Raw genomic sequence first — 22,551 nt, 5'->3', positions numbered from 1 at the left:
AATACCAGATCAGGGTATGGTGATCCAGCTGGTATCATCGGCCTCACCATACCGATATTCAACGTTACCTAGTAGAATTTCGGAATTAAAGAGGTCGGTTAAAACACCATGGGAGATTGTGGTCGATTTGAATAGCTTAGTCCAAAGCGGGAACTTTGAACGCCTAAGCCGGATCTATTTACCAGAAACGCTGATCCACATTGGGATGTACGATACCAAGACCAAGGAAGCCCGGTTAGTGACCCACAGCGAATACCAACTGCTGACAGTCGCTGATTATCAAAAGTACCTGAAAAATACCAAGGGATTGCATATCATTGACGATAAGGCTAAGCCGCAGGAGCATAAGCCTGCGGGTTTTATCCGTTATCAGTTGCACGGTGCCAATGAGCATTTAGCCATGAACCCGCAGGAAGATTCGTATGCGGATGCTTTGATCCGGCCAACCACGGATGAAGATTATCTGGAAGCGTTAAGCAATGGCCAATTGGATGAACGGCATATCGTTAAGCAATACGTGATCTCGGATAAGACTTCCGTGGCTGCCGTAGCAGACTTCAAGCGGCTGCTTAAAAAGCAGTTGCCGCAAGCCACGTTGCCAAAGGATGATTTGGATAATACCGTGCTGTTTCAAACGTTTATCCCGTTCTACCGCCGGACGATTGTTAAAGCTGCCATAATTGGGCGCCCAGTGGTTTACAGCGGGTCGGCGGACTTGCCTAAGTTCTTGAAGATCTTCTCATATCTGACTCAACCTAACGTGGTCGTTGAACGCTTAGATCATAACTTCCACGTGGTTGATGGCCGGGCGTTGTTTGACCGGTTGATGGTACAAGCTCAATTGAAAGACGGTAAGCGTGATCAACGGATCCCATTAGTCGATGATGTGGATGGTCGTAACCGTCGGGTGGTTGATGTGCAAAACGCTGACCCCAAGACCAACAAAGTGATCTCAGTTCATCAATTCGATGCGGTATTAGGTTAGGCGTTAGGGTGATTGGAAAAGACCTGATTTAAGATGAGTTTGAAGATAGCGTTGATCAAATACGCTGCCTGGTTAAAATTGTCTGGTGTGATCCTGATCATTTTGATCGTTTTAGCAATGGCCGTGGCAGTAAAAAACCAACGAAAGCGTAAAAATAAGTAAGAAAAAGAGAGGTCGTCCAATGAAGGATGACCTCTTTTGTCGCGGTTTAAAACTTGCTTAAAATCGCTGTAACCTATGGTATAATAGGGTTACAGAAGTTTTATGGGTGGTGGCGTCAATTGCGAAAGTGAGTGATGCCTATGATTTACGAAAATCTAGAAAGTTGTTTGTTGTGTCTGTTTATGACACCTTATCATTGATGATCGCGTTTGCGATGTTAATGATTACAATTGATCGCAAAGATCGTAAATAAAAAGCCACCCTATTGACTTTGCGCGGTTGATAGGTGACTTTTTATAGTTAAATGTCAATTGCCACCGCCTTTAAAGCGGCTGTAAACGATCGGTGTTAGAGCACCGGTCGTTTTTCTATACTTAAATTATAACACATCAGGTAAAATTGCAAGGAGAAAACAGACCGAATTTTATTCAAAACTCCAGTAATAAGCGATCATGGTTTCATTCCCAGACGGGCCATAACTTCAGCACGGCTGACAGTTTTACCATGGCTGGCTTTTAAATTAACAGCAGCGTTTTGATAATCAGTTTCATTTTCAACATGTTCTAAAACGGCTTGACGCATATAAGTTGTTATTGAAACACCGTTAAAATTAGCTTGTGCTTTTATTTTATCGTATTGGTCGTTTTTGAAGCGCAATGAAATAACTGTTGTATCAGCCATTGCAATCAGTCCTTTCTTATCAAGGACATGATAGCATTTGATAGACTTTAGGTGAAGACTTAACTTTTTAGAATAAAAAAAGAGCTGGCCCTGAATAAGCCCAGCTCTTTAATATTAGTTAAATAATTGTGTGATGTACGAATTAATCCAAATCGGCAACAGTATCAGAGGCCCAGTTACTCCAACCAGCATCAGGACCGCCTTCTTGGGCAAAGCCCATACCGATCTTAGTGAAACTTGGGTTTAACAATGCATCACGGTGACCCCAGTTTGAACCAGCGTCTTCGTAAATGTATCCTTCGATATCTGCTTTAGTGACATCTTCATTATTAGTTGTACCAAAATCTTTGCCAAGTGTATCTGTAGCAATTACTTCAGCACCCCAAGGAATACCCATGGATTTAGACAATTTGTCAACGGCAACAGAGCCGTCACTGTCATAGTGAGAGTGGGTAGTGGTTGTTTGGCCGGCACGGATTTGGGCCATTTGATCCAAATCAGCGTCTTCTTTCAATGGAGCAATGCCACGTTTTGCACGTTCGGCGTTAACAGCTTTTAAGAAATCTGCCCGGTAGCCGGATACACTGAAGTCATACTTATCAGATTTCGATGAGTTTGATGAACTGTTATCAGTAGTAGTCGTTGAACCAGCAGCAGGCTGTGTGTTAGAAGCTGGCTTAACAGCAGTAGCTTTCTTTAAGTAGCCATGCCATACCCAGCCGGTCTTCTTACCTACACGGAACTTGTAGTAGATCGATGCTTTACCGTTGCGGGTCACGTGAACGGCGTAATAACCGGTGACTTTAGAACCGTAGTTTTGCATTGTACCGGTCTTCTTAGCTAAGGAGCCGGTTTTATAAACCGTGGCGTGCTTGTTGGTAACGGTATAAGTTGCATTCTTAATGTTTTGGTATGAACGGATAGTCGTTTTAGCCGAAGCATTTGGTGTATTAAACGCTGCAGCGCCCACAAAGGCAGCTGCACTCAAGGTCGTTACGGCCAAGGTTTTGATCAATGATTTTCTCATAATAGATTACCTCCCGCAATAATTATGTACTGAATAGTATACGTTTCGTATTATAGCACCATATGGTTGCACTACTTCGTTACAATTAGTAATAATTTAATAGACTGGATAACTAATCTCAATTAATTACTGGAGAGCACATTAGAAATAGTGTATTGACATAATGAATTTAATTGTGGATTTCGAATATGCGGTTTATCGCTCAAAATTTTGTTTTCATAACTCCACTATTTGTTCCTAGCTGTAAGCTTTTTAAAACTATTATTACCTAATTTTATTTTGGCAAACTTTTTCATTAAAAAAGCACTTCAGTGTTTCATGAAGTGTTTAAAATTCTTTCCATAGTGACTTAAGCCTAGGAAATAATATAAAAATTATCAAATATGATGAATTTCAAACCAGCCTCGTATATCTTTAGTAAAAATATCGAAACTGGGATTATTTTTATTGAAAAAGTCTGGGCGATCAAAACATTCAAAATATCTGTGCCAATCAAGCCCTACATTTTTTGGATTCGTAATTCTTCGTCGATATCTAATACCCGATTTTTTAGTTTTATAACTATGAGTGTGGATAGTTTTATCTACTTTCCAGCCAGCGTGACTTTCGAAGATTTTCATGATTTCTACTTTAAATTGATCTTCACTTAATTCATGAGGTAAGGCGCCAATTTCTTTATTCTTGTACCAATTGGAGTACATGATATACAACAATTTATGATGTAGTGGTTCATCGTATTCAATAAATGGTTCTATACTATTAAACCATTTTTTTAGCTCTGGGTTTAAATCTTGTTGCTTACTTGATTCAAGGAGGTCGCTCTTAGAAACATTTTGAAATAACTTCTTCAGTTCTTGAATCTCCTTAGTTTCTGCTCTTTTTAGCTTAATCAGTTTCGAAAGTATATCAATTATTTTTGGATCTGGATCTCCTGCGGAAAGATTTTGGACGTTTGATGACATAGTTTTAGTGCTTTTGATAAGATTCTGACTATTATTTTCAGTAGGGTTCTGCTTTGACATTATAAGGCTTCCTTTTTTATTTTTAAGTATAATCTAAACTTTCATTGTATAAAAAATCAAGGTTGCTAAACGCGTTCAACATGAACGGGTACACAGATAACATGACATACTGTTAAAAAGGGTGATTAACATGTTTCAAGGTGTTCATTTATCAAGCTTAGTTAAATAATTCGGAAAGTAACAAGTTATAGCCAACATCAGGATTTAAATTAGTTTTTATTTGTTTAGATTTTTGGAGGTGAAACCACTCTCTAATATAACAATTAATAGGCGGCATGTTGTATTATTGATGGACTATTGTAAAGTAATTTGAGGATTTCTAAAGATCACAGACGGATAATATATTGTCCATAACAAATAATATATAGAGGATAAATAAGTAAATAAGATATATATAAGATATGCAGAATGACCTAATTTATGTAAATTATCAGCATATATGGAATCGTATAAGATCAATATACAAAGCATATATGGAATCGTATATGATTGATATACAAAGTATCTATGGAATCGTATATGATTGATATACAAAGTATCTATGGAATCGTATATGATTGATATACAAAGTATCTATGGAATCGTATAAGGTTGATATACAAAGTATCTATGGAATCGTATAAGATTGATATATAAAATGTATATGAATTATTTACAGATATAGAAAATAAATAATATTGTAAACACTGTAAGGTCGCTTGGTACAGTGCTTATGTATTAAGATAAAAATATCATTACTACCTATTTCAAATTACATATTTCAGAAGATAATGTGATTGGTATATTTAGGTAAAGTTTGTATAGAGTCATCAAGTTCATCTGCAGTTAGCAAATAATTGAACGAAAATTTGAGTGGATTGTGGCCTGAAATTTCGACTAGTAACCGTGAATCGTTTAACTAATCATTTATTTTTTCCAAATATTTTTAATCATACATGCAGGTCCGAGATTGAAATATTAAATCTACTTCCAACAGATGCAATCGGTAACAGGATTGCAATGAAATTTAGATATAAATAAAATTAGGCGACTAAGCACCACCTGAATTCAAGTGATAATTAGTTGCCTAGAAAAATCAAGTTATTTACTTTCAACTTCTTGGGTACGCGCCAATGATTTGTTATCAGTAGAGATAACTTTAGTGTCGATTCTCTCAGTACCAAAATCAGAACCAAAATCAGAAACTCAGTCAATATCATCTAACTCCACATCATTTCCCCAATAAACTTCAGGGGTATTGATTGAGCCATACTTTTCGGCTTAATCATCAACGGTTTTCCAGAATTTGGATTGATTGTCATCATCTTCAACACTAATTTCAGTAATCAGTTCGTCTAACTCAACAAGTGGATCATCCTCTCTAGCGACGATCACTTCCCATACTCTCATTAGTTGATCGCTGCTACGAAGTTTTTCTTTGCTAACAGTCTTCGTGGTATCCTCCCACTCAAGGTCTTCGTCGGTAGCACTATCATGGATGATTTCTTTACCAACGGGTTTCATGGTGTCCCACTCACAATCCTCATTGGTGATACTGTGACGGAAGCCAACCCATTTCGAATCATCCCAGAAATCGTTTTCACCTTGCTTTATCAAGTCCATAGTACCTTTGTCTTCTTGATAAGTTTCTTCTAGCAATTGCTTGAACTCAGGGCTGACACCATGGCTTTCCTGTATTTCAGGGGCCATAAGCCGAACACTCTTTGCTAGTTGCTTAATTTTCAGCACATTCTTTTTATATCGCTTTTTGCGCTGGCGCTTATTTGCCATTCTCGTTGCCCCTTTTTTGTTCAACCATGTCGTCATCATCGTCTTCGTCGTCACCAAAGAGCCACGCGTTGATTTCTGCTTGGTTTTTTAACGTCTTGGGGTGCATGGCCTCTGCCAATTGAGCTAGTTCAACCAGGTTCTTCTTATACCGCTTTTTACGTTGACGTTTATTTGGCATTTTCTTCATCACTTTCTAGTTGAGTCATGAATTCATCAACCGTCTCAAATTCTTGCAACTTACCGGAATCGGCATCACGGATTGCTTCATTAACAGCCTGTTGGGTAGACCAGTTAAGAATGCCTTCATTTTCGATCTGATCATCCATCCACTGGTTAAGTTCCCGTTTGGTTAATCCTTTAGGTCGTCTGTCCCAAATTTGCTGGATCATTTTCTCAGCCCATTTGTTGTAATTCTTTTTTCGTTGACGCTTATTTGCCATAATTACACCTCACGACCGTCCCAATCAATATAACCATGACCACGATGTTCTTCGTGATCTTGAGCCGACACTTCATCTGCCGGTGGCAAGTAATGTGTGTCGGTTCGATAGTTACCGCGCTGAATATCGTGTATAGCTTTGATTATGCCTGATTCTTTGCTGTGGTCAAGATAGTTTGAGTCCAGATTCCACAGCAGCCTAGCTGGCACACCAATCAGAGCCTCGACTTGTTTAAGCTGTTTTTTGTCTAGGAAGTCTTCACGTTTCAGCACATTGGTCATATCATCAGTGCCAATACCTATTTGATTAGATAGCCACTCAGCACTAAGATGACGGGCCACCAAGGTCTCTTTGATGGTATCAGCAGCAGAAGTGGTGTGATACGGGGGAATTTTATTTTGACGGTTTAACGTCATCAGGATCAGTCCTTTCGGTGGATTTGATATTTAAAGTCTTTTTAATTTTAGTCCGAATGCGATCACTGGTGCTACCGCCATCCTCAATGCGTCTGATGGCTTCTACGGGCATGTGCACCTTGTGGGCCAGTTCAGAACGTGTTAAACCAGCTTTTTTGCGAGCATCAAAGATGGCAACACCGGCTTCTAGGCGGGCGCTGATGCGATCGAATGCTTTTTTGAACTCGGGGTCTTTCAGGCGCTCTTTTAAGTCATCATCAAATTTAACATTTTTCGGCATTAGCGAAACCTTCTTTCGAGGTTATTATAGCAAGACTATAAGAAACATGGTAAGATTAAACTGCCAAATGGCTTTTACTAATTTGTTTGCCCGCTTTACTTTAAGGTAAGGCTGGCTGATTCCAATCAGGCATCGAACCGACGCCAAACGGTCGTTGTCATGATTTTTTGAACCGTCCATTTTATGGGCGTTTTTTTGTATGTCGTCAGTATTAATCCAACTTCTTGACAAACTCTTTAGACAGATTTTCAAAATAAAAGTGAATTAGCTCGTAGTAACCATCAAAGTGACCAATCAAGATGTAGAGTAAGATAAAATAGATAACAAATAATAAAGGTAATGTAGATAAAATAACCGCTCACTTTGCCAGTGGGCGGTTTTTTATTGCAAATTTTGACAGTTATTATAATTTGTATTATATAGTTGATTTGTGGTAAAACTATCAACTTACCACACAAAGATTACAAATTAACAGCCATCGTAAACTTCAACTGTGATGGCTTTTTATATTATATGGCGAAAGGAACTAGATACTATGACTTTACCTAAATCAATTCAAATGAACAACGACACTGAATTTTATTGCTTTAAACCGATCACGTCTGCGGATCAATCCGTCACGCTTAAAGATGCCATATTATCATCCACCAGTTTTAAAGTAGGTGAAAAACGCTACTACCAATTCTTAAACGCTGATTCTGGCTATATTGACAGCGATACTTTGGAATCTAACGCACAAATTTGCCTCACGAGTGACCTAAAATTTAGCATTGAGTGGAATCTAGGTACCGTCACATCGGCGGAAGGATCCGCCACGATTGTGGAGTGGGTTAACGGTGTTAAAGAGGTTGTTGACCAGCTTCAAGAGTATATGGACGAGCTAGTTGCCAAAGATCAAGAAGAAGACCGGAGATTGATGAAGTTTTTAGCAAAATATGAGTGGCTAAAAAAATAGGACTATTTTTTGTCTGAGTTGGACTCGAAGCTTTCCGATTCAACATCCGTGATCCTGTCAACTTCAGGGATATCAATCAAACCATACTTTTGGGCTTACTCATCAACAGTTTTCCACAGATCAGACTGATCATCATCGCTTTCAGCAATCATTTCGTCTGAGTTAATGTATCCATCGTTTTCCCGTGCAAAGATCATTTACCACACTCTCACCAGCTGATCACTGCGACGAAGCTTTTCTTTACTGACGGGTTTCGTAGTATTATCCTACTCGGGGTTTTCGTCGGTGATACTATCACGAAAGTCAACCCATTTCGAGTCATCTCAGAAGTCGTCTTCATCTTGTTTTATATGATCTGATGCTGTATTAGGTCATAAAACACCATTATTAGAAGATGGTTTCAAGAAGCGGTTCAAAAAGCTAACTTAAAAACATTTCGAAAAATGTTGTGAAATAAGTCTCTTATTCAAAAGTGGATGTGGTTAACCGGATCATTGTCAGCACAAGTTCAAAATGTTATACTGATTCCAACACAGGATTACCGTCCTATGTTCTACCGGAAGAAGCACCCCTTGTGGGTGCTTTTTTCGTGCCATTATTTATCCTCCCAATTACCCTTATTAATGGTTTTCAATCCTTCATCGACGGAGTATATTTCCTTCTAAGACAGGCAGTTGGGGTTAATCATCATCCGAAAAAATCGATTTATCTTTGCCATAATTTCATATATTTATTTTTCAACAAGCATCGGTAATAGCGTGCTCTGGAAACTATGACACTGAGTGAACTGTTCTTATAAATACACTTGGTCGTTACGTTCGGGTAACGTTAATTGACGATATTCTTCACGGATATGCTTGAATGATGTTAGTAGTTAGTGTAATTGAGCAAATATAATAATCTTTGGCGATTAATTCATGAATATTTTATTGCTCAGATATAGTGAAATAATAACCCATAACGATGTACTCCTTCGTCCTTTATAGTTGGACATTAGTATCCGTTATGGTTTTTTTATTCAATTAGCGTTGTCCTTAGATTGTAAATTCGCCAGACTTATAAAATAAGTATGCCAATTTCAATGCTAATTGATTTGAAATGGATACGCATATTTTAAGAAATCCTTAATTAAAAAATGGCTAGGTGAATTGGATTTAAGAAAAAACAAATCACTGAACCAATTCAATAGCACTCTAACGATTAATGCTATTTTAGGGTGGTCATGTAGTCACAAATAGCTTTGGCTACTGTTAAATGTTTTGATGAACGAACGGACGAAGTAGGCATGCTGAGATAAATGTTACGAGTTATGGGCTCTGGGGCAAAGGAGAGGAGACGAACGCCAGTTAAATCTACTCCGGGCCATGAGCATTGAGGAATGAAGCATAAACCTACTCCAGAACGAACCATTCCAATAATTGTAGCTCGGTCGCCAGTGGAAAAGGATGGTCGAATAGTTGCACCATGATGTTGCAGAGTTCGAAGTACAAGCTCACGTAAAGGGTTGGGCTCAGTACAGATTAACTGATTTTGTGCCAATTCCGAAACTGTAATCTTATTATCAACAGCTGCGCGTGACAGCGGTGAATTCTCAGCCACGCCAAAATAAATCTCTTCGGATAGCATTAATTGATTTTCGTTGTCCTTGACAGGGTGGGTGCTGAATTCAAAATCATAATGAACGAGAAGATTGTTTTCCAGGCCGTGCTGAATAAGATGAATTGAGACATCGGGGACAGTTCTATGTAAGTATTCCAGAATACCGGGAATCATGGTAGTGGAACTTTCAATGCGAATGGTTACTTGATTGTCAGTTTGATCTATGTAGTGATTCAAGTCTTCGATGCCTGTATTTAGAGTACCTAGCGTAGCGGTGGCAACTTCAAGGGATTTTTTTCCGGCTGAATTGAGTTCCAGCGCTCGCCCATTTCGCGTAAAAAGTGGTGTTGCTAATTCGTCTTCTAGAGCATGGATGGTACGGCTTAGTGAAGGTTGAGCAACGTGTAGGTTTCTTGCTGAGCGCGACATATTCTGCGTTGTAGCGATATCAATAAAGTATTCCAGTTGTGTTAGTCGCATTAAAGCACCTCTTCACTTATAACATTTTTGCTATTGACTACTGCAATTATTATATTTCTTAATAGACACTAAATGCAATATAATAATGCCATTAAAACTTAATGTTTTAATTTAATTTTAATCAGGAGGTAAAATTTGCCATACATACGTAGAATTAAGAATGCCGCGGCTACTTTAGCCACAGCGATTAGCTTTGAAAGTACAAGTACTAATCACGGAAAACGTGATGCTGCTTGTAAATATATTGCTGAACTTTTGGAGAATTATTGTGGTGCAACAGTAGAATATGTGGAAACAGGAGGCGCTCCTGCTCTGCTTGCAACAATTCCTGGTGCTAGTACTGATTCAATACTGTATTACGGACACTATGATGTAATGGATCCAGGATTAAAAGAAGAATGGAATAGTGATCCCTTCAAATTGACCACGCGCAATGGTCGATTTTACGGTCGTGGGGCAGGTGATAACAAGGGGCAATTGTTAGCAGTTATTAACGGCTTAAATCGATTCTTACTTACCCATCCACGGCGACGTCAGACGATTCAGCTTTTGATAGAAGGTGAGGAGGAGCAAGGCAGTTCCCACCTTGCTTCTACAGTACAGCAGTTACAGCTACAGCAACTACGACATGTGCGAAAAGTATTAGTAGTTGATGGGTCAATGAGTGTAAATGGTGAGCATGTTTTACGGTTAGCTAATCGTGGCTTATTAGGGATCAAACTCCGTGTATCAACTGCTGATCATCCAAATCATTCTGGTAATGCAGGCAATGTTATTTCAAATCCTGTGCTTGTTTTTCAGCAGATTTTGAATCGACTTTATGATTCTAAAACTGGCCGTGTACTTATCCCAGGTTTCTATGATGGGGTTACGGAACCAACATTAGCTGACTGGGAAGCGATTGATCAACTCCCATTTAACGAGGCTAAGAGTGCTCAGGTGTTTGGTGCTGAAGTGTTAGCAAAAGATAAGCGTGACTATTATCGTCGCTTGATGTTTGAACCAACATTTAACGTATCTGGCATTCAAGCAGGGTATAACGGTCCTGGGATGAAAACCATTATTCCTAATACGTTGACTGCAAGTCTCAATATGCGACTAGTGGGGCAACAAAATCCAAAAGAGATTGCATCACGATTAGTAGCGGAATTAGCTTCAGTAATTGATGAAGGCAAATTAAGTTATAAGATTACAAGCAGTATTCCACCAGCTAACACTCATGCCACTAGCGATGAAATCGCCTTATTTAGAAATGCAGCAAAGCAAGTGGGAGTCCCGTTGCTTATCGAACCATGCATGCCAGGAACAGTCCCAAATTACGTATGGACTGATATTTTACAGGCAAAGGCGTTTACCTTGCCTCTTGCCAATTTTGATCAAAACAATCATAGCAGCAATGAGAACATCACACAGGTGGCCTTTACTCAAGGCATTGCCCTCATTGAGGCAATAGCCACTGAATTTGAAAATAGGAGTTGATCTTTATGCAAAAAACAAAAACAACAGCCCGTGCGCGGCGAACTTTTATCATGATCTACATAGCTTATATTATCTGTTTCATTGACCGTTCAGCTATTAGTATTGCTCTTTCATACATAGGTAAAGATTTACACTTATCTACTGCCACACTTGGTGTTGTAGCTAGTGCCTTCTTTTTCAGTTATGCTTTGATGCAAATCCCTGGTGGTTGGTTAACTGATAAATTCGGTACCTATCGCACCATTATCGTTGCAATATCGATGTGGTCGTTATTTACGGTGTTAACTGGATTTGCTTGGTCCTTAGGAGCACTGATTATTATTAGAATCCTTTTCGGAATCGGCGAAGGGGCTTATCCATCAGCTAGTTTAAAACAGATTACTGAAGAATTTCCGTATGAACAACGCTCTGCAGCAACCTCTAGTACCATTTCTTCCAATTATGTTGGTGCGGCAATTGCACCCATGATCGTTGCGCCCTTTATAGCAACGCTTGGTTGGCGTGCTGCTTTCCATACAATGGGAATTATTGGAGTCATTTTCGTAATTGTCTATGCGCTAGTACTTAGACCAAAGAAGCAAGTGCAGCGTGAGGCAGTTGATTCAAAAATTATTAAAGTACCCTGGAAAGATGTTTTAACTAATAGAATGCTTTGGCAGTTCTTTCTAGTTGTTTTTGGACTATCCGTAGTTACCAAAGGCCTAGATTCCTGGATGCCAACTTATTTATTACAGGCTCGGCATATTAGTCTTGCTGGTATTGCATGGATGGTTCCAATGCCGTCTATTGCTGCCGGAGTCGGTTCGATTACATCCGGATTTATTCTCACGAAATTTTTTAAAGGTCATGAAAAGATGATGTTAGCACTGACAAGCTTGTGTGCAACTGGTTTTATGTTTGGCATGTACTTATCCACTAGTGTGATGGCCGTTATTGGGTTTGAAATCATGACTTACTTTTTCAAGTCAATTGCTTTTGCAGGGACATTTGCTCTTTTTGCGCAGTTAGTGAATGAAAGGGAATATGGTTCTGCAGTTGGTATCGTCAATTTTGGGGGACAATTAGCTGGTTTCATCGCCCCCATTGTAATTGGGTATCTGGTAACGATGTTTAAAGGTTCATATTCGGCAGCCTTTTTATTCATTGTCTTTGCGGCAGCAATAGCATTTATCAGTTCGCTGTCCATTAACAGTAAAAAGATTAAAGAACAACAGTCATCAATGTTAGCAAGTAAAATGGAGGTTTAGATATAGGTATGAAAATTATTAAAGCTGTTTTACGAAAAGTAGATATTCCGTTACGTGCACCATTTGAGACTAGTTTTACCCGAATGGATGCTAAGAAAACAGTATTACTTGAACTTCACGATGCGGATGGTACAGTGGGTTACGGAGAAGTATCAGCTTTTGAAATTCCCTTTTATAATGAAGAATTTCGTAATGGTGCCTGGGAACTTTTACGTACACAAATGCTTCCAAAGTTGATGGGTCAAGAAATTTCTCATCCTGATGAGATGTACAAGATTTTTGCTGGCATCCGACGCAATAATATGAGTAAATCCGCTGTGAATTGTGCACTTTGGGATATTTATGCGAAGCAGGCTGATCAACCTTTGGCACGAGCCCTAGGTGGAACTAAGTCTCGAGTAGAAACTGGTGTCAGTATAGGTATTCAAAAAGATCCCGAAACATTAGTTAAAGTGGTGAATGGGTATCTAGAGCAGGGATATCGGCGAATTAAGTGTAAGATTAAGCCTGGTAAGGACTATGATTATTTGGCTGCAGTGCGAGCAGCATTTCCTGAGGCGATGTTAATGGGTGACGCCAATTCTGCATATCGGCGTACTGACTTTGACATGTTGAAGAAGCTAGACGACCTGAACCTTATTATGATCGAACAACCCCTTGAACCAGGAGACCTAATCGATCACGCTGATTTGCAACGAACAATTAAAACTCCCGTCTGTTTAGATGAAAGCGTTACTTCACTTGATGATACTCGCAAAATGATACGGCTTGGCAGCGGGAGGATTATTAACATTAAAGTTGCACGTGTTGGTGGCTTGACTGTAGCAAAACAAATTCAACAACTTGCAAGTGAAAATGGTGTTGAATGCTGGTGTGGTGGGATGATTGACTCTGGTGTTGCCCGCGCTGAAAACGTTGCAATTGCTACCTTACCAGGTTATACGCTTCCTAATGATATTGCACCTTCGCAACGATATTTTGAACGTGACATCATCGATCCAGACATTGTCCTCGATGGTACATTTATCGATGTAATGGACGTGCCAGGAATGGGCTGCAAGCTTAATATGGATAACTTACAAGAGTTTACGCTTGAAACTGCAATGATAAAATAGAGAAACGTTGAAACAATTTATCTAGACAACCAAACAATATTTAGTGCTAATACAAATCTTGTTCAAAAGGTTAAGAAGATTAACGAAAAAAGATTGATCCGCATAAAGGGTAATGTAAAGTACCATTAAAAATATATTTATACTGCTGGAGTGTGGATAATATTATTGAGCGAAAATACCTTGGTATTTAACCAATAATAAAAACACTTAGAGGACTATTAAAGTCTCTAAGTGTTTTTTGTTGTCGACGTAGTAACCTTTTTAAATACATACATCAATTGTCGTTTTATTTATCAGAATGTTTTAATTCATTATCATTTGGAGTGTCCTTTGGGAACCAATGATAAAGAACTGCTTTAAGCCAGTCAGAACCGTAGTCAAGAAAGAAAACACCAAACATCATGCAGACGAAGAGTTGAATGACAAAAACATACCAATTACTTATTTTAATATTCAAGGAAATTTCCATGAAAGTCCCCCATGCCAAGAGCCACGCAGGAATAAAAGCAATTTTTAAAATTGTTCCTTGAAGTATTACTGCAATAAGAGCCATTCCGCCAAAGACGCTTGATGTCCACCAGAGCATATTCATATTAGGAATTTGGAAAAGGTTGAAAGCAATCAAACCCCAGAGAATTCCCATGATGAAACTGAAGGATACATTCCATGGATTTTTTAATGCGGGATCCATGCCGGCATAATAAGCAGAGGTAATAAAGGCGACTGGAGCCATCCAAAACTGAAGTGAACCAGAAATTAAGCCATAAAATAAAGTAAAAATTCCGATACCAAGTGCTGTGTACAGAATTTCCTTGCCGCTTGACGTATATCGTTTCATTGATAGCCACTCCTTAATATAATGAATTTATTGCAAAAATGAAATATTGAGCAATATATTTGATACATTAAGCATACATAAATGTGTAAGCGGTTACATCTATGCAAAGAGATAAAAAACCACATGGCTTTTATCCTCAGTGGGTAATTACATTATCCAATGGTGTGTAACCAACCGATTACTTTTTGATATTCTTCAAGTGTGCTAGAAGTGACCGATCGATCGAAATCATGCATTTTGTCAGGAACCGTAGTTAAAGTCGCGTTTGGAATTTTAGCTTTTAAAGAAATTGCGTTACTAAATGGCACATCCGGATCAGAGGTCGAATGGCATATATAGGTTGGCGGAAATAAATCTACTTGATTGGATTTAAATTGTTCCTCTGAGTCTTGCTGTAAAACTAATTGAGCCCATTTTTGTGATTGGCGGGCATAAACATACAGCAGGAACCGACTTTCAATAGAGCTATTAATAATTGGTGTTTTTGAGAGCATACTTTCAAATTGGTCGCTACTAATTAAAGGATAACTATTGTATAGAGTGTTGGGCCGTTTAAATGTTGGAGCAGATATGTTGGCAAATCCATAAAAGTCGATGAAGGCTTTAGGCATTGGTATACTTGTTCCTAACAATAACTGGCAACTTAAATAGGCACCTGCAGATCTGCCAAATAAAATAAAATTCGGAGAAGAGAGTCCGATATCTGTGAAATGAGTTGTAAAATATCGAATACCTGCTTGTAATGAGCTGACAATGTCTGACAAAGATTTCTCTGGTGCCAGGTAGTAATCGAGAGCAAGTAGTGGATAACCAGCCTTTAGGAACATATTGAGGTAAGCTTGTGGCAAGTCGTTCCTATTTCCATACATAAGGCCGCCACCATGAATATAGATGATAGCTGGATTCATATTTTCTGTTGAAGGATACCAAAAAGATGCTTTAAATTGCGTATCGCCAAATACATAATCAATAGTTTGCATTAGTAAGACTCCTCGTTACTGATTTGCATCCAGAATACTTAAGATGCGTAGCCCAACGTTTAATTCAAAAATTTGGTTAACATCAGAAAAGTCTATATTAACCATCTTATGCACCTTATTTAACCTGTAGCTCATTGTTTTTGGGTGTATAAATAGTGTATTAGCACTGACTTTCATATTCTGATTATTCTCTAAATAGGCTTTTAAAGTAAGAAATAATTCTGAATCGTTTTGATGCAGTTCTAATAAGCTCTCTGGGACAAAACTCGTTAGTTCTTTAGGATCTTTAACTTGAAGTAAAAAGCGGTAAAAGCCAAGATCGTTATAACTAAAGACAGGACCTGATAAATGTAATTGATTAGCAATTTGTAGAGTTTTGAGAGCTTGCGAAGCATAGTGTTTAAAATCCGAGGGCTCACATTGCTCACTTAAACCAATTTGATATTCATGATGGGAATTAGTTTCTTTGAGTTGGTCGGTAATCTTTTGCAGATTAGTACGACATTCTGCATTAGAAAAAGAAGCTTCGGAAATGATTAAAATGATTCGATTTTGTCGAATTCGATAAACTGCTTTTGGCCAATATCGTTTAAATAAACCCACAACACGATCAGCGTTATTCGGATTATCACGGAAATAATTTTCTTCAATTGAATCATTTGATAATGACTGGACGACTGCAATCCGATATTCTTCATCCGAATCTAGTTCAAAATTTGCCAGTGTGTTTTTGAAGACTTCCGGCGCAATTTTACCGTTTAATAAATCGTCGATCATATCGTTAGCATATGTGCGCAACCCCTGATTAATAGCTTCTTGTTTTAAAATTTCCATTTGAATGAAATTAACTGCATTTTCAATTGCCATGAAATCAATATCTTGTAATTCTGAATTTTGTTGAACAATAGCGAGATAAAGGTTTTGCTGGCTCTGCGGAATCTTAACCATTATCAGTGGTTTATCAGTCCTGTTAATGTTAACTTGATAATACTGATAGTTTGTATAATCGTGTTTAGAGATTGGTTGGCGGTTGGAACAATCAGTGCCTGTTAGCCATTCTAACTTACTATTCGCAGGAGTAATCTTTGCGATCTGTTCATTCTCAAGTTGGAATACACAAGTTGGATTTTGAACCAGTTGACTGAGTAAATTAGTTATCTTAGACAATGAACTGTCATGAATTGCTAACTGAATAAATTGTTGATTGATTTTTTTATATCGATCTAATAACCGATTGCTTTCATTAAATAGTAGCTGCATGACTTCAAGCAAAATACTGTTATAGCTTGTGTCTTTTGGAATTTGAAGTAGCGGGATACTGAACTTGTTACACCCATCGATAATTGTTTGCGGTATTTCGTCTACGAATCGAGATATTTTGATAATTAAACCGCTACATGCGTTGTCACTGAGAGACTGCATGAATTCTTGGATGGCTTCTTTAGACAGATGATTAAATCCATAAAGTGAAGAAATTAGAACCTCATTTTTTTTAATCCACTTATTAACGTCCGGGGCTTCTAACACCATGATGTTGTCTACTAATTTATTGCGTCCGTTTTTTCCTGCAATTAACTTTGCATCTTTTAAGGCATTAATTGACTGGATATCGGATAGTTTAACGGTCATTGTAGAGACTCCTTCCCTAAATATCTCCATTAATCATACTCTCAAGAAGATAAAAATCAATCGAATTTGCCCACGTTTGTTTATCTGTAAGAGATAGAAAAGCGCTTACACGGTTATCTAGATGAGTAGATGTAATTTATAGATAACTTTTCTAATATATAAGTTGTAATTACAGAAGAGGAGGTCGAAGCATTGCTATATACAGTAATTAGAGAAAACAGCTATCAGGATTCCATAAATTTAATGTTGTTAACTCAAAATATTAGTGGAATGCCACAAGTTAACAAAGTTCAAGTCATGATGGGAACTGATGCTAATAAAGATATTTTCAATGAAGCAGGGTTACTAACTGAAAAAGCAAAATTCGCCAAGCCAAACGATATGATGATAGTTTTGGATGCAGATTCTGCGGACGTAGTTGACGATGTACTCAAGCAAATTGATAAGTTTCTTTCTGATTTATCCGTTAAACATGATGATACGAATGAAGAAACAACGGATGTTGTTAATTGGGATGAAGCAATGAGCAAGGCACCAGATGCAAATCTTGCATTAATTTCGGTTCCCGGTTTGTACGCAGCAGATGAAATCGAAAACGCTTTAGATCATAATTTAAATGCATTTGTTTTCAGTGATAACGTTTCCTTGGAAGATGAGGCACGTTTGAAGAAAAAAGCGCACGAAAAAGGCTTATTAGTCATGGGGCCAGATTGTGGAACTGGCATTATTAGTAACGTTCCGCTGGCGTTTACAAACGTAGTCCGCTCAGGAAATATCGGGCTTGTGGGGGCCTCGGGAACTGGAATTCAAGAAGTTACCAGCATGATTGAACGGCTTGGTGGTGGTGTCACACATGCAATTGGAACTGGTGGACGTGATTTATCAGATCCAGTTGGTGCAATCACCATGAAAGATGCTATCGCTGGGTTAGCACAACATGATCCAACAGAAGTGATCGGCATTATTTCTAAGCCGCCTGCAAAAGAAGTCCGTGATGAAGTTGTCCAATTATTGCATAGTATTGATAAACCAGTGGTGGCTATTTTCTTGGGTGAAAAGCCTGATCATCATGAAGGAAATATCTACTTTGCCCATACTTTAGCAGAAACAGCAGAGATTGCGATGGATTTGGCCAATGGACAAGATATTAAACCTTCGTATTATGATTCAGATCCTATTACTTCAACTGACCAAAACTTAACAGGGAAAAAGATTATTGGCCTTTACTCAGGCGGAACATTAGCTTATGAAGCAGGTATGCTGATATCTGAAGCTTTAAATTTGGGCGGTATTATTTCTGAAGACGGCTATGTATTAAAGGCCGATGGTTATGAAGTACTGGATTTGGGAGACGATATTTATACGCAAGGTCGACCACACCCAATGATTGACCCTCGAATTCGTGTACAGAAGATTAATGAATATGCCAATCTTGATGATACTGGCGTTATTTTATTGGATGATGTATTAGGATATGGCACGGACGATAATATGGCTCAAAGCTTGGCTGATGCCATTGAAGAGGCAACCCGCAGTCATCCGCAATTAAAGTTTGTGACTACTGTGTGTGGTACCCAAGAGGATCCACAGGACTACGATGCCGCAAAAGCTACTTTAAAAAAAGCAGGAGCCATCGTTTGTGACAATAATGCTGAGGCAGTTCGTTATGCTTTAAATTTGGTTGGAAAGGATATCAATGAACCAGCCAAACAAAAGGAAGTTTATAGTGGGAAGACAATCGAGTTACCAACACCGAGTGAGTCTTTATTGGATCTTCTTTATACCAAGCCACGAGTAGTAAATGTTGGAGTTGCTGAATTCTTACAGCCGGTTTTGGTCTTTGGGGGTTCAGGTGTGCAGTACAATTGGAAGCCGGTAGCTGGCGGAAATTTGAAGCTCATTAAAGTGCTACGAAAAGTTAAGGCATTGCAGCAACGTGAGGCTGATAATCAAAAAGTTGTTGATGGCTTTAAGAATGCAAAACCATTCTTGGTAGATGTTGTACCTGCTGGAAGTGTCATTTCTCAACTGAAGGGTCACACCTTACTTCATGCTGGACCACCAATTGAGTATGCTGACATGACTGAACCAATGCAAGGTGCATGTGTTGGTGCTATTTTGTTCGAAGGTTGGGCAAATAATGAAGTTGATGCACGTAAAATGCTCGAAAATGGTGAAGTAAAGTTCATGTGCAATCATGAAGTACAAGCGGTAGGGCCAATGGGCGGTATCACGTCGGCTCATATGGCAGTATTGGTTGTTAAAAATCAATTAAAAGATAATTTTGCATATTGTACGATGAATGAAGGTATCGGGAAAGTACTTCGATTTGGAGCTTATTCTCAAGAAGTCATTGATCGTCTTCACTGGATGGCAGAGGTATTAGCACCAACATTGAGTAAAGCATTAAAGCGTCTTGGTGGTTTAAATGTTAACGTCATGATGGCTAAGGCAATTACAATGGGTGATGAATTTCACCAACGTAATATTGCTGCGAGTTTAGTATTCCTCAAAGAAGTAACACCAACAATTATGTCTTTGGAAATTCCTGAAAAAGATAAAGAAGACGTCGTTCAGTTCCTTGCGGACACTGATCAATTCTTCTTGAGTATTATGATGGCGACAGGAAAATCGATGGTAGATGCAGCAAGAATGTATCAACATGGAACTGTAACCACAACAATGACTAGAAATGGTAGGGACTTTGGTATTCGTATCAGTGGTTTAGGTGATCAATGGTTTACTGCTCCAGTGAATACACCAAAGGGCCTCTTCTTTACAGGCTTTAGTCAAGCGGATGCTAATCCAGATATTGGCGACAGTGCAATTGCTGAAACTGTTGGCTTTGGTGGTATGGCAATGGTAGCTGCTCCAGGGGTTACTAGATTTGTGGGCTTTGGTGGATTCAAAGACGCACAAAAAATTAGTGATCAAATGTCAACGATAACGATTGATCGGAATCCTAATTTCACAATTCCAACGTGGGATTTCCAAGGTACCGCAACCGGTATTGATATTGTAAAAGTGGTGGAAACGGGTGTTACGCCAATTATTAACACTGGTATTGCAAGCAAAGTTGCAGGAGTTGGCCAAGTCGGAGCCGGTACAGTGCGTGCGCCGTTGGCTTGTTTCCAGAAAGCGTTAGTTGCTTTTGCACGAGATCAACAATTATTGTCTGAAAAAGACGCTGATGATCTGATGCACGAGTTGGCAAAATAAGGGGTGGTTTCGCTATGAAACAACCGATTAATGGAGAGAAGAGCAATATGCTCCCTCTCTATTTGTCTAATAATGACAAAGGGAATGTTAAAACCGTTTTTCGACATAGTTTTAATATTAAATTACCTAGAATTTTATTGCACGTCGGGAATGCGGGTGATTCATTATCGTGTTTAGGAATTACATTACCAGATGATGTAATGGTGAACCTAGTTGACCTTGTCGATGTAGGTGATTTGGTTAGACTTGTGCACGACAAATTATATATTTATACAAAAAAAGAAATCGTGAGTATTGATTTAAAACCGCTCTCTGAAGTTAACTTGAGGATTCCGGTGATTACACCTAAACCGATGGTATTGGAAGCTTTGTCTATAATTTTAGATCAATTGCCTTTTGAAACTCATTGGGGGTTAAATGGGGTCACCTCACCCCAAAATATTATTGAAACCATGCTGTCCAGCCATTCCAGCGGTCAAATACAATCGACTATCACTTATTTATTTGGCCGGGGAAGGGGATTAACTCCGAGTGGGGATGATATTTTGGTCGGTTTTTTAACTGTTTTACAGGCTTTTAATATAGAGTCTCGAAAACTGTGGGAGCCAGAATTGATTGATATTATGCAAAACAGGGCAACGACAGATGTATCAGCAGCATACTTGAAGGCAACAGTTGCAGGTTTTACTTCCGAAAGGGTTAAAAATTTATTGGATTGTCTATCAAGTGGAAATACGTCACAAATTGAAGACTATGTGCTGGCAATTCAAAAATTCGGGCACACATCTGGCACAGACTTATTGCTAGGCATCACTGCGGGAGTAGCCAATTTACGTGGGTTATCTTCAAGAGATAAAAATGGCTGAGAGAGCTTATCCAACGACAACATAGATTCTAATGTGGTTTGTGTAATAATGAATTTGTAAGCGCTAACATAGTTAAACCGGTCTAAAAAATATGAAGGAGATATTTATAATGGACATTCTATTGAAACAAGTACGGTTGAACGATGAGGATACGTTAAAAGATGTTGCTATTGAGAATGGTAAAATAAGTCAAATCGCTGATAAGATTGATGAAAAAGCTGATCAAATCATTCAAGGTGATGGCAATGTATTGATTCCAGGGCTAGTTGAATCTCATATCCACCTAGATAAAGCATTAATTTCTAACCGGGTTCATAACCAGTCAGGTACACTCAAAGAAGCTATTCGGGTTACGGCAGAAGCTAAACCAACCTTTACCAAAGAAGATATTTACGAACGTGCCAAGCGAGCCCTAGAAATGGAAATTGAACATGGTGTAACCAACATGAGAACACATGCTGAATTTTCTCCCGATACTGGTTTAGATGGTTTCAAGACCATTTTACGTTTGAAGGAAGAATACCGTGATATGGTGGACATTCAGGTTGTTGCCTTTCCACAAGATGGCGTTTTTAAGCTTCCGGGAATGACAGACATGATGGATGAAGCCATGCAGCTAGGTGCAGATGTTGTTGGTGGTATTCCATACGTGGATCCTGATCCTAAACAACATATTGATTTCATTTTCCAACTCGCACAGAAATACGATAAGGATATTGATTTCCATCAGGATTTCTTTGATGATGCAGACCAAATTACAGTTGATTATATTGCTAAAAAAACAATTGAAACTGGTTATGAAGGGCGAGTTACTGTCGGACATGAAACTGCTTTAGCGGCTTTACCACCTGAAAAACTTAACTCGATAATTGAATTGCTGCACAAAGCACAAATTAATGTTATTTCTCTACCGGAAACTGATTTGCATTTAGGTGGTAGAACGGATAGTTATAACGTAAGACGTTGTGTTACACCTATTCGCGCATTACGTAAAGGTCACGTGAACGTTGCGTTATCTACAAATAACATCCGTAATCCATTCACTCCATTTGGTAATGGGGACATCATGCAAGTAGGATTTTTAGCTGTTCCAGCTGCTCATTTAGGTGGCTTAAATGATTTGCCATCTGTGTTAGAGATGCTCACCACTGATCCAGCTAAAATTTTACATTTAGATCATTATGGGATTAAAGTTGGAAATACTGCTAACTTAGTGTTGTTGGGAACAAAACGGAAAGCGGATGCTGTAATTGACATTCCCGAACGCCTATATGTTATCAAGGATGGTCGTATCACAGTTAAAACTGAAAAGAATGTGACTGTCTATCGGAAGTAAATTTTAAATAAGCAATTTAAAATAT

General features: G+C 38.6%; 22 protein-coding genes. 10 read left to right on the top strand and 12 right to left on the bottom strand.

What is annotated here, in order from left to right; translation table 11 throughout:
- Window positions 1-127 precede the first annotated feature (127 nt).
- The 3 genes from IWT5_RS02355 to IWT5_RS12450 all read left to right on the top strand — a co-directional run bounded on the left by IWT5_RS02355 (window position 128) and on the right by IWT5_RS12450 (window position 1,400).
- Window positions 128-985 carry a hypothetical protein gene (locus IWT5_RS02355; RefSeq protein ID WP_143443073.1) on the top strand — a complete coding sequence of 286 codons (858 nt, stop codon included), beginning with the start codon at window positions 128-130 and terminating at the stop codon, window positions 983-985.
- A 33-nt stretch (window positions 986-1,018) separates the two neighbouring features.
- Window positions 1,019-1,147, top strand: coding sequence for a hypothetical protein (locus tag IWT5_RS12420; protein WP_263849809.1), 129 nt, complete (start codon window positions 1,019-1,021; stop codon window positions 1,145-1,147).
- A gap of 106 nt (window positions 1,148-1,253) precedes the next feature.
- Window positions 1,254-1,400 carry a putative holin-like toxin gene (locus IWT5_RS12450; protein ID WP_369688565.1) on the top strand — a complete coding sequence of 49 codons (147 nt, stop codon included), beginning with the start codon at window positions 1,254-1,256 and terminating at the stop codon, window positions 1,398-1,400.
- Between the two features lie 197 nt (window positions 1,401-1,597).
- Here the strand turns inward: IWT5_RS12450 and relB are convergent, their stop codons facing one another.
- From relB to IWT5_RS02310, 8 genes are all read right to left on the bottom strand, one after another.
- Window positions 1,598-1,828: a type II toxin-antitoxin system RelB family antitoxin gene (relB, locus tag IWT5_RS02345; RefSeq protein WP_089108347.1), complete on the bottom strand. Its 231-nt coding sequence runs from the start codon at window positions 1,826-1,828 to the stop codon at window positions 1,598-1,600.
- Between the two features lie 142 nt (window positions 1,829-1,970).
- Window positions 1,971-2,855: a CAP domain-containing protein gene (locus IWT5_RS02340; protein WP_089108346.1), complete on the bottom strand. Its 885-nt coding sequence runs from the start codon at window positions 2,853-2,855 to the stop codon at window positions 1,971-1,973.
- A 377-nt stretch (window positions 2,856-3,232) separates the two neighbouring features.
- Window positions 3,233-3,877, bottom strand: coding sequence for a hypothetical protein (locus tag IWT5_RS02335; protein WP_089108345.1), 645 nt, complete (start codon window positions 3,875-3,877; stop codon window positions 3,233-3,235).
- Window positions 3,878-5,137: 1,260 nt separating this feature from the next.
- A complete protein-coding gene (locus IWT5_RS02330) occupies window positions 5,138-5,647 on the bottom strand; it encodes a hypothetical protein (RefSeq protein ID WP_089108344.1) in 510 nt (169 codons plus the stop codon).
- Window positions 5,637-5,825 carry a hypothetical protein gene (locus IWT5_RS02325; RefSeq protein ID WP_089108343.1) on the bottom strand — a complete coding sequence of 63 codons (189 nt, stop codon included), beginning with the start codon at window positions 5,823-5,825 and terminating at the stop codon, window positions 5,637-5,639. The genes IWT5_RS02330 and IWT5_RS02325 overlap by 11 nt, the downstream gene beginning before the upstream one ends.
- Window positions 5,815-6,087, bottom strand: coding sequence for a hypothetical protein (locus IWT5_RS02320; protein WP_089108342.1), 273 nt, complete (start codon window positions 6,085-6,087; stop codon window positions 5,815-5,817). Before IWT5_RS02320 ends, IWT5_RS02325 begins: the two co-directional genes overlap by 11 nt.
- 2 nt (window positions 6,088-6,089) lie before the next feature.
- Window positions 6,090-6,503: a hypothetical protein gene (locus tag IWT5_RS02315; RefSeq protein ID WP_089108341.1), complete on the bottom strand. Its 414-nt coding sequence runs from the start codon at window positions 6,501-6,503 to the stop codon at window positions 6,090-6,092.
- The gene (locus IWT5_RS02310) at window positions 6,481-6,783 is read right to left on the bottom strand and encodes a helix-turn-helix domain-containing protein (RefSeq protein WP_089108340.1); all 303 of its coding nucleotides are present in this window, start codon (window positions 6,781-6,783) and stop codon (window positions 6,481-6,483) included. The genes IWT5_RS02315 and IWT5_RS02310 overlap by 23 nt, the downstream gene beginning before the upstream one ends.
- Window positions 6,784-7,318: 535 nt before the next feature.
- Here IWT5_RS02310 and IWT5_RS02305 point away from each other — a divergent pair.
- Window positions 7,319-7,738: a hypothetical protein gene (locus tag IWT5_RS02305; protein ID WP_089108339.1), complete on the top strand. Its 420-nt coding sequence runs from the start codon at window positions 7,319-7,321 to the stop codon at window positions 7,736-7,738.
- 1,206 nt (window positions 7,739-8,944) lie between these two features.
- Here the strand turns inward: IWT5_RS02305 and IWT5_RS02300 are convergent.
- On the bottom strand, window positions 8,945-9,817 hold the full coding sequence (locus tag IWT5_RS02300; RefSeq protein ID WP_089108338.1) for a LysR family transcriptional regulator: 873 nt from the start codon (window positions 9,815-9,817) through the stop codon (window positions 8,945-8,947).
- Between the two features lie 135 nt (window positions 9,818-9,952).
- On the opposite strand from IWT5_RS02300, the gene IWT5_RS02295 reads away from it, so the two are divergent.
- The 3 genes from IWT5_RS02295 to menC are packed head-to-tail and all read left to right on the top strand — an operon-like array spanning window position 9,953 to window position 13,658.
- The gene (locus IWT5_RS02295; protein ID WP_225360189.1) at window positions 9,953-11,296 is read left to right on the top strand and encodes a M20/M25/M40 family metallo-hydrolase; all 1,344 of its coding nucleotides are present in this window, start codon (window positions 9,953-9,955) and stop codon (window positions 11,294-11,296) included.
- A 5-nt stretch (window positions 11,297-11,301) separates the two neighbouring features.
- On the top strand, window positions 11,302-12,543 hold the full coding sequence (locus IWT5_RS02290) for an MFS transporter (RefSeq protein WP_089108337.1): 1,242 nt from the start codon (window positions 11,302-11,304) through the stop codon (window positions 12,541-12,543).
- Between the two features lie 8 nt (window positions 12,544-12,551).
- Window positions 12,552-13,658: an o-succinylbenzoate synthase gene (gene menC / locus IWT5_RS02285; RefSeq protein ID WP_089108336.1), complete on the top strand. Its 1,107-nt coding sequence runs from the start codon at window positions 12,552-12,554 to the stop codon at window positions 13,656-13,658.
- 286 nt (window positions 13,659-13,944) lie between these two features.
- On the opposite strand, the gene IWT5_RS02280 is transcribed toward menC, so the two are convergent.
- The 3 genes from IWT5_RS02280 to IWT5_RS02270 form a co-directional block, all read right to left on the bottom strand.
- On the bottom strand, window positions 13,945-14,496 hold the full coding sequence (locus IWT5_RS02280; RefSeq protein ID WP_089108335.1) for a DUF1097 domain-containing protein: 552 nt from the start codon (window positions 14,494-14,496) through the stop codon (window positions 13,945-13,947).
- A 152-nt stretch (window positions 14,497-14,648) separates the two neighbouring features.
- Window positions 14,649-15,476, bottom strand: coding sequence for an alpha/beta hydrolase (locus tag IWT5_RS02275; protein ID WP_089108334.1), 828 nt, complete (start codon window positions 15,474-15,476; stop codon window positions 14,649-14,651).
- Window positions 15,477-15,491: 15 nt separating this feature from the next.
- A complete protein-coding gene (locus IWT5_RS02270) occupies window positions 15,492-17,105 on the bottom strand; it encodes a PucR family transcriptional regulator (protein WP_089108333.1) in 1,614 nt (537 codons plus the stop codon).
- Between the two features lie 192 nt (window positions 17,106-17,297).
- Between IWT5_RS02270 and IWT5_RS02265 the strand changes: the two genes are divergently transcribed.
- The 3 genes from IWT5_RS02265 (at window position 17,298) to IWT5_RS02255 (ending at window position 22,526) form a co-directional block, all read left to right on the top strand.
- Window positions 17,298-20,324 carry a bifunctional FdrA/YlbE family protein gene (locus IWT5_RS02265; RefSeq protein ID WP_089108332.1) on the top strand — a complete coding sequence of 1,009 codons (3,027 nt, stop codon included), beginning with the start codon at window positions 17,298-17,300 and terminating at the stop codon, window positions 20,322-20,324.
- 14 nt (window positions 20,325-20,338) lie between these two features.
- Complete coding sequence (locus IWT5_RS02260) at window positions 20,339-21,190, top strand: oxamate carbamoyltransferase subunit AllH family protein (RefSeq protein ID WP_089108331.1); 852 nt, start codon at window positions 20,339-20,341, stop codon at window positions 21,188-21,190.
- A 109-nt stretch (window positions 21,191-21,299) separates the two neighbouring features.
- Window positions 21,300-22,526 carry an amidohydrolase family protein gene (locus IWT5_RS02255; protein WP_089108330.1) on the top strand — a complete coding sequence of 409 codons (1,227 nt, stop codon included), beginning with the start codon at window positions 21,300-21,302 and terminating at the stop codon, window positions 22,524-22,526.
- The last annotated feature ends 25 nt before the right edge of the window (window positions 22,527-22,551 follow it).

Source organism: Secundilactobacillus mixtipabuli (assembly GCF_002217925.1).
GTDB classification, from domain to species: domain Bacteria; phylum Bacillota; class Bacilli; order Lactobacillales; family Lactobacillaceae; genus Secundilactobacillus; species Secundilactobacillus mixtipabuli.
This window is presented reverse-complemented; position numbering and strand designations above follow the sequence as displayed.

Excerpts from the sequence above, each read along its gene's own strand:
- IWT5_RS12420 (WP_263849809.1), top strand. The coding sequence starts at position 1,019 with ATGAGTTTGAAGATAGCGTTGATCAAATACGCTGCCTGGTTAAAATTG.
- IWT5_RS02325 (WP_089108343.1), bottom strand. The coding sequence starts at position 5,825 with ATGCCAAATAAACGTCAACGTAAAAAGCGGTATAAGAAGAACCTGGTT.
- IWT5_RS02330 (WP_089108344.1), bottom strand. The coding sequence starts at position 5,647 with ATGGCAAATAAGCGCCAGCGCAAAAAGCGATATAAAAAGAATGTGCTG.
- IWT5_RS02290 (WP_089108337.1), top strand. The coding sequence starts at position 11,302 with ATGCAAAAAACAAAAACAACAGCCCGTGCGCGGCGAACTTTTATCATG.
- IWT5_RS02305 (WP_089108339.1), top strand. The coding sequence starts at position 7,319 with ATGACTTTACCTAAATCAATTCAAATGAACAACGACACTGAATTTTAT.
- IWT5_RS02315 (WP_089108341.1), bottom strand. The coding sequence starts at position 6,503 with ATGACGTTAAACCGTCAAAATAAAATTCCCCCGTATCACACCACTTCT.
- IWT5_RS02320 (WP_089108342.1), bottom strand. The coding sequence starts at position 6,087 with ATGGCAAATAAGCGTCAACGAAAAAAGAATTACAACAAATGGGCTGAG.
- IWT5_RS02335 (WP_089108345.1), bottom strand. The coding sequence starts at position 3,877 with ATGTCAAAGCAGAACCCTACTGAAAATAATAGTCAGAATCTTATCAAA.
- IWT5_RS02275 (WP_089108334.1), bottom strand. The coding sequence starts at position 15,476 with ATGCAAACTATTGATTATGTATTTGGCGATACGCAATTTAAAGCATCT.
- IWT5_RS02270 (WP_089108333.1), bottom strand. The coding sequence starts at position 17,105 with ATGACCGTTAAACTATCCGATATCCAGTCAATTAATGCCTTAAAAGAT.
- IWT5_RS02310 (WP_089108340.1), bottom strand. The coding sequence starts at position 6,783 with ATGCCGAAAAATGTTAAATTTGATGATGACTTAAAAGAGCGCCTGAAA.
- IWT5_RS02255 (WP_089108330.1), top strand. The coding sequence starts at position 21,300 with ATGGACATTCTATTGAAACAAGTACGGTTGAACGATGAGGATACGTTA.
- IWT5_RS02300 (WP_089108338.1), bottom strand. The coding sequence starts at position 9,817 with ATGCGACTAACACAACTGGAATACTTTATTGATATCGCTACAACGCAG.
- menC (WP_089108336.1), top strand. The coding sequence starts at position 12,552 with ATGAAAATTATTAAAGCTGTTTTACGAAAAGTAGATATTCCGTTACGT.
- relB (WP_089108347.1), bottom strand. The coding sequence starts at position 1,828 with ATGGCTGATACAACAGTTATTTCATTGCGCTTCAAAAACGACCAATAC.
- IWT5_RS02260 (WP_089108331.1), top strand. The coding sequence starts at position 20,339 with ATGAAACAACCGATTAATGGAGAGAAGAGCAATATGCTCCCTCTCTAT.
- IWT5_RS02340 (WP_089108346.1), bottom strand. The coding sequence starts at position 2,855 with ATGAGAAAATCATTGATCAAAACCTTGGCCGTAACGACCTTGAGTGCA.
- IWT5_RS02280 (WP_089108335.1), bottom strand. The coding sequence starts at position 14,496 with ATGAAACGATATACGTCAAGCGGCAAGGAAATTCTGTACACAGCACTT.